Genomic DNA, 4,608 nt, shown 5'->3' on the forward strand with positions numbered 1-4,608 from the left:
CGCTTTTCTTCTGGCTCTAGATGTACAATAATTCTATTGATAATATAACGTGCCTATGAGGGCTTCCGGGATGGGTTGGTGAGTGGGTTGTCTCTTGAGTCTGTTCTTCTTGAATACGGGGCTTTTGAGGTGTCGGCCATGGAAGTCTACTCGGATATCTTCCGGCTCGGCGATGGCTTCATCCAGACGGAGGGCGAGCCGGGCGGGCTGTGCAAGGCCAACCCGATAATCCTCGGCTCGTTCGGCGGGCATTACGACAGCGACGGGAAGCTCGTCGGAGACAGGAGACGCCGCCGCATCCTGTTCGAGGACACGTTCGAGGAGACCCTTGCCGAGTTCCGCGATGCGAACTGGGCGATAACGAACGGTCTCACCTACTGGGGCAGGGCGAACACCGCCGATGCGCAGAGCAAGATGTGCGCTATGATTTTCGACCTCGACGGGCAGGATGACGGCACGCTCACGGCGTTCCTGTACAACTGCCGAAGCGACTACCCCGTCTATCCCGAGCCGAACTACATCATCCTGAGCGGCCATAACGTCCATCTGTACTACGTCCTCGAGGAACCCGCCGACCTATACCCGAACACCAAGAGCCTGCTGAAGGACATGAAGTACCACCTGACCGACAGGATGTGGAACAAGCATACGTCGAGGGAATGGGAGCACCCGCAGCACCAGGGCATCAACCAAGGGTTCCGCGTCATCGGCGGCAAGACGAAGGACGGCGGCACGGTCAGGGCGTTCGCGGTCAACACGCACCCCTTCTCGCTCGAAGAGCTGAACGACTTCCTTCCCCCGGAACAACAGGTAGACCTGTCGAAGAAGTGGAGGGAGACAAGGTACACGCTCGAACAGGCCAAGGAGAGATTCCCCGAGTGGTACGAGAAAGTCATCGTCGGCGGCGGACGCGCCGACGGCTCGTGGAATGCCAAGGAAGACCTCTACAACTGGTGGCTGCGCAAGATACGTGCGGGCGCGACGTTCAGCCACAGGTACTTCTGCCTGATGGCTCTGGCGATATACGCCGTGAAGTGCGGCATCACCGACCGTAAGCGCGTCAAGGCGGACATGGATTCGCTGGTGCCGTTCCTAGATTCGGTAGACACCGAGCACCCGTTCGGCAACGACCATGAGGTCGAGAACGCTCTCGAATGTCTTGACCTGCGGTACAAGAAGTTCCCCATCAAGGACTTGGAGAGGATATCGGGAATAGCGATCCCGAAAAACAAGCGGAACTACAGGAAGCAGGCGCTGCACCTCAGAATGGCGCGTTCGAACCTTGAGATTCTGAACGAGGACGCCGGTCATGCGTTGCAGGGTCGGCCGAAGGGAAGCGGTGAGAAGCGCGAGCTGATTCGCTCCTATGCCCGGGAGCACCCGGATGCCAACCACTCGGACATAGCAAAGGCGCTGGGCGTGTCGAGGTCTACCGTCATCAAGTGGCTGAGGGGCTGGAGGTGCGACACCGACGGTCTACCGGACGGTGCATGGTACGAAAACGGGCACGTTCACGTCGATATGACGGAGCCGGAAATCAAGGCGGGTGAGTGATATGGCAACGAAGCCTTGGCGCTTCACCATCGAGTTCGATGATGAGAAGGCAAAAAGGAATGGTTACAACGTAGATGACCTCTACGATTGCGTGGGAAAGTATGCGGAGCAGATGGGCAACGTGCGCATCGGTCTTGGCACTTGGCAGGCAAAGAACCGCAAGGTGCAGTTCGGGGCGCAGTGCCCTGTTTGCGCGACTCTATCCAAACAGCCTTGGGTGATGCAGAACATTAAGTCATGGCGCACCTATGAGGATATGAATGAACCGGAGGGTGAAGACTACCTACAGGTAATCCGGGATATCAGTCCGGAACGCGTTTTCGATTAGGGACTGGGAAGGGAAACACCAATGTGGTTGAATACGTGCCATACACTTTGCCATACACTTGCCAGACGGGAGCCAGCACCTTGGCCAAGGTAAAGAAGACCTTCCGAATCGAGGAAGACGCATACGATGAACTGGTGAAACTCTCCGCCGGGTGGGGCGTGGCGCAGGGAGCCGCCGTCGAGCGTGCCATACGCCTTGCCAGACAGATGCCAGACACTTGCCAGACAGATGCCAGCACCCCAGACGGCGGCGATTCGGCGGCTGTCGCGGCGCTAATCGGGCAGCTCGCCAAGAAGGACGAGCAGATAGCCAAGCTCATGGAGACCGTGGCCGACAGCACCAAGGCCGTGCAGGGCGCTCAGGCGCTCCACCACGAGACCGCCCAGACGCTCGCGCTGGAATCGACCGAGCAGAAGCTGAGCCGCTGGCAAAGGCTCAGGAGGGCTTGGAGGGGCTAGCCATGAAGCTCTGGCCCAAATTACAACAGGGTCGCCGGCAGGAAAGGGGAGCCTTCAAGGCTCCCCTTTCTGTTAGCTCCCCTGCTGCTTTACGCTATGGCCATGAGACCATCGGCGAGGATTCCGCGGGCATACGCACCCGTCGACTTGCCCTCGGCCTTCGCTTCCTTCTCAAGAGCCCGCTTCATCGCAACTGGAACCTTGAGGGACAGCGTCACCGTCTCGGGCGCTGCTTTCGGGAGTTTCCCCTCGACGATTTCGCCCACATTCACCCATCCGCTTGGCCACTCGTCGCGTTCGAGAGCGCTTTCCCAATCGGCAATCATCTCATCGGTAACGACCTTGCCGTTCTCGGCAACGATTCCGTTCATGTCTACCTCCATCCCAGCTCACGCTTGAACTTCTTCGTCGGCGGCACCATCGCGTGGAACACGCACCAAACGCCGTCGATATCCATAAACCCAATCAGCTCGGCAAATCTACCGTCGGGAAGCGAGCCGACCGAAATCCAGAGCGGCGGGTCATCCGTGCCGTTTCGCTGACGGCATCTAATCGGGTTCTCCCACGCATACGCGACCTCATCGCTGGTAAGCCCGTGCTTGAGGGCGTTCCCGTGTACTCTGACCACTGCCGCTCTCCTTTCTTTCCCAATAAGTATACCAGATTAGTATACCTGATTAAAGCACCTGATTATCGAGCGGTCGCGCTGGGGCTTCGTGGCCGTCAAGCTCCCTTCTGGCACCCCTCATATCCCCGACTTCATCGAGCAGAGACCACTCGCCCATCTCCCTCGACAGCCCTTCCATCTCCACGACCTTCTCCCTGGCACCGTTGACGAGCACCTTCTCCGCTCGTCTGCCGTCACGTGCCGTCATGAAGTCGCGACCGGCCGCGAGCGCGGCCTTGCAAATCGGGTTCTTGGCGAACTCGGCGAGCTTGGCCTTGAAGCTACCGAGGAACCTCCTAACCGACAGGCACTCGGCTATCTGCGCCAGCTCGGCCTTGATGCGCTCGAACCTCGCGGCGAAGCCCTCGACCTGCGACCTGCACTCGGCGAGCTGCGCCCGGGTGGATGCAAGCTCCTCCCGTGCCGCTTCGAGCTGCTCGGCCTTCTCGTCCAGCTCGGACTGAACTCGGCGGCTCTCGGCCTTGTATTCGGCCACGGACTTGTGCCGCCTTGCCGGTTGACCCTCCAAGCGCTTCTCACCCCTAGAAAGGCCGTATAGCGCCCCTACGCGCCCGTAGAACCTGTCCTGCATCGCACCGAGCGCCGCCTTGTCAGGGAAGAACCCCTTCCACGAGAGCTTGCCGTCTTTCAGCGGCACGAAGCCGAAGTGGGCGTGCGGGGTCTCTTCGTCCATATGCACCGTGAAGTGCACCAGATTCGACTCCCCGAATTCCTCGCGGCAGAACCCGAGCGCGTCCTCGAAGAAGTCCCTCACCTCCTCGGCGCTCGCGCCCTCGAAGAACTCTGGGCTTGCCGTCACGATGCCCTCGACGAGCCTCACGGCATCCTTGCGCACCTTGCGGGTTCCCTTGTAGCCCGCGTCAATCCTCGCCTGCACCTCGCCCTCGTAGTCGGCGTGCGGACACAACTCTCGGTTCATCCGGGTTCGGGACTGGTCTATGTCCGGGTTCGTGTGCTTCCCCGGCTCGCGGTCGTTGTGGTACTGCATGGCACCTACCTCGGCACCCTTGCACTTCTGGACTCGAAGGATTGCGTACTGCTTACCCATCGGCGGCGGCACCTCCCGGCTTTTGGAACAAAAGGGTAACGTACTCCCCTTTTCATCACGAAAAGGGGTGCGCCGACAGTGTACCACCGTCGGTTCTCCGCGACTTAGGGTCGCTCCGCGCCTACGGCTTGGCGGCACGCGGCGGCGCGTGCATGAGGGGGCAAGCCCCCTCAAACTCCCCCTCGGCTGGCACATGGCACATGGCACACAATGGGGGGAATCCTGTCGTAGTAAGGATTCCCCCCATCCCATCCCAGAGGTTTTCGTTGCCGTGACACAGGCAAGGAAAGGGTCGATGAGCAGGTGTGCCCATCGACCCTCGACCAAGTCTGATGTCGCGCTCGCCCGTCGCGTCAATTCCGCTATCGGTGAACGAGGTCTCCGTAGATCCGCTGCGCGGAACTACTCCGCCCCCGTAGTCACCGATAGCGGAATTGACGCGACTACTCACCGCCTAGGGATGGGCGCTTTTCTTCTGGCTCTAGATGTACAATAATTCTATTGATAATATAACGTGCCTATGAGGGCTTCC

Annotated in this window: 6 protein-coding genes; 3 read left to right on the forward strand and 3 right to left on the reverse strand. The window is 59.8% G+C overall.

Annotated elements, in window-relative coordinates; genetic code table 11:
• Nucleotides 1–138: 138 nt before the first annotated feature.
• From PMX60_RS10065 to PMX60_RS10075, 3 genes are read left to right on the forward strand one after another with little or no spacing between them, the layout of a single operon-like run.
• Nucleotides 139–1,554, forward strand: a complete 1,416-nt coding sequence (locus PMX60_RS10065; protein WP_271747808.1) for a helix-turn-helix domain-containing protein — start codon at nt 139–141, stop codon at nt 1,552–1,554.
• 1 nt (nt 1,555) lies between these two features.
• Complete coding sequence (locus PMX60_RS10070; protein WP_271747809.1) at nt 1,556–1,882, forward strand: hypothetical protein; 327 nt, start codon at nt 1,556–1,558, stop codon at nt 1,880–1,882.
• Between the two features lie 35 nt (nt 1,883–1,917).
• The gene (locus PMX60_RS10075) at nt 1,918–2,340 is read left to right on the forward strand and encodes a hypothetical protein (RefSeq protein WP_271747810.1); all 423 of its coding nucleotides are present in this window, start codon (nt 1,918–1,920) and stop codon (nt 2,338–2,340) included.
• Between the two features lie 89 nt (nt 2,341–2,429).
• Here the strand turns inward: PMX60_RS10075 and PMX60_RS10080 are convergent, their stop codons facing one another.
• Genes PMX60_RS10080 through mobV form a run of 3 tightly spaced genes read right to left on the reverse strand, consistent with a single transcriptional unit; the run spans nt 2,430 to nt 4,076 of the window.
• Nucleotides 2,430–2,711: a hypothetical protein gene (locus PMX60_RS10080; protein ID WP_118935467.1), complete on the reverse strand. Its 282-nt coding sequence runs from the start codon at nt 2,709–2,711 to the stop codon at nt 2,430–2,432.
• Nucleotides 2,712–2,713: 2 nt separating this feature from the next.
• Nucleotides 2,714–2,968, reverse strand: a complete 255-nt coding sequence (locus tag PMX60_RS10085) for a hypothetical protein (protein ID WP_117638241.1) — start codon at nt 2,966–2,968, stop codon at nt 2,714–2,716.
• Between the two features lie 49 nt (nt 2,969–3,017).
• Entirely contained in the window at nt 3,018–4,076 is a 1,059-nt protein-coding gene (gene mobV, locus PMX60_RS10090) for a MobV family relaxase (protein ID WP_271747812.1), read from the reverse strand.
• Between the last annotated feature and the right edge of the window lie 532 nt (nt 4,077–4,608).

The sequence above is a fragment of the Collinsella aerofaciens genome (assembly GCF_028206995.1).
Lineage (GTDB): Bacteria > Actinomycetota > Coriobacteriia > Coriobacteriales > Coriobacteriaceae > Collinsella > Collinsella aerofaciens_AQ.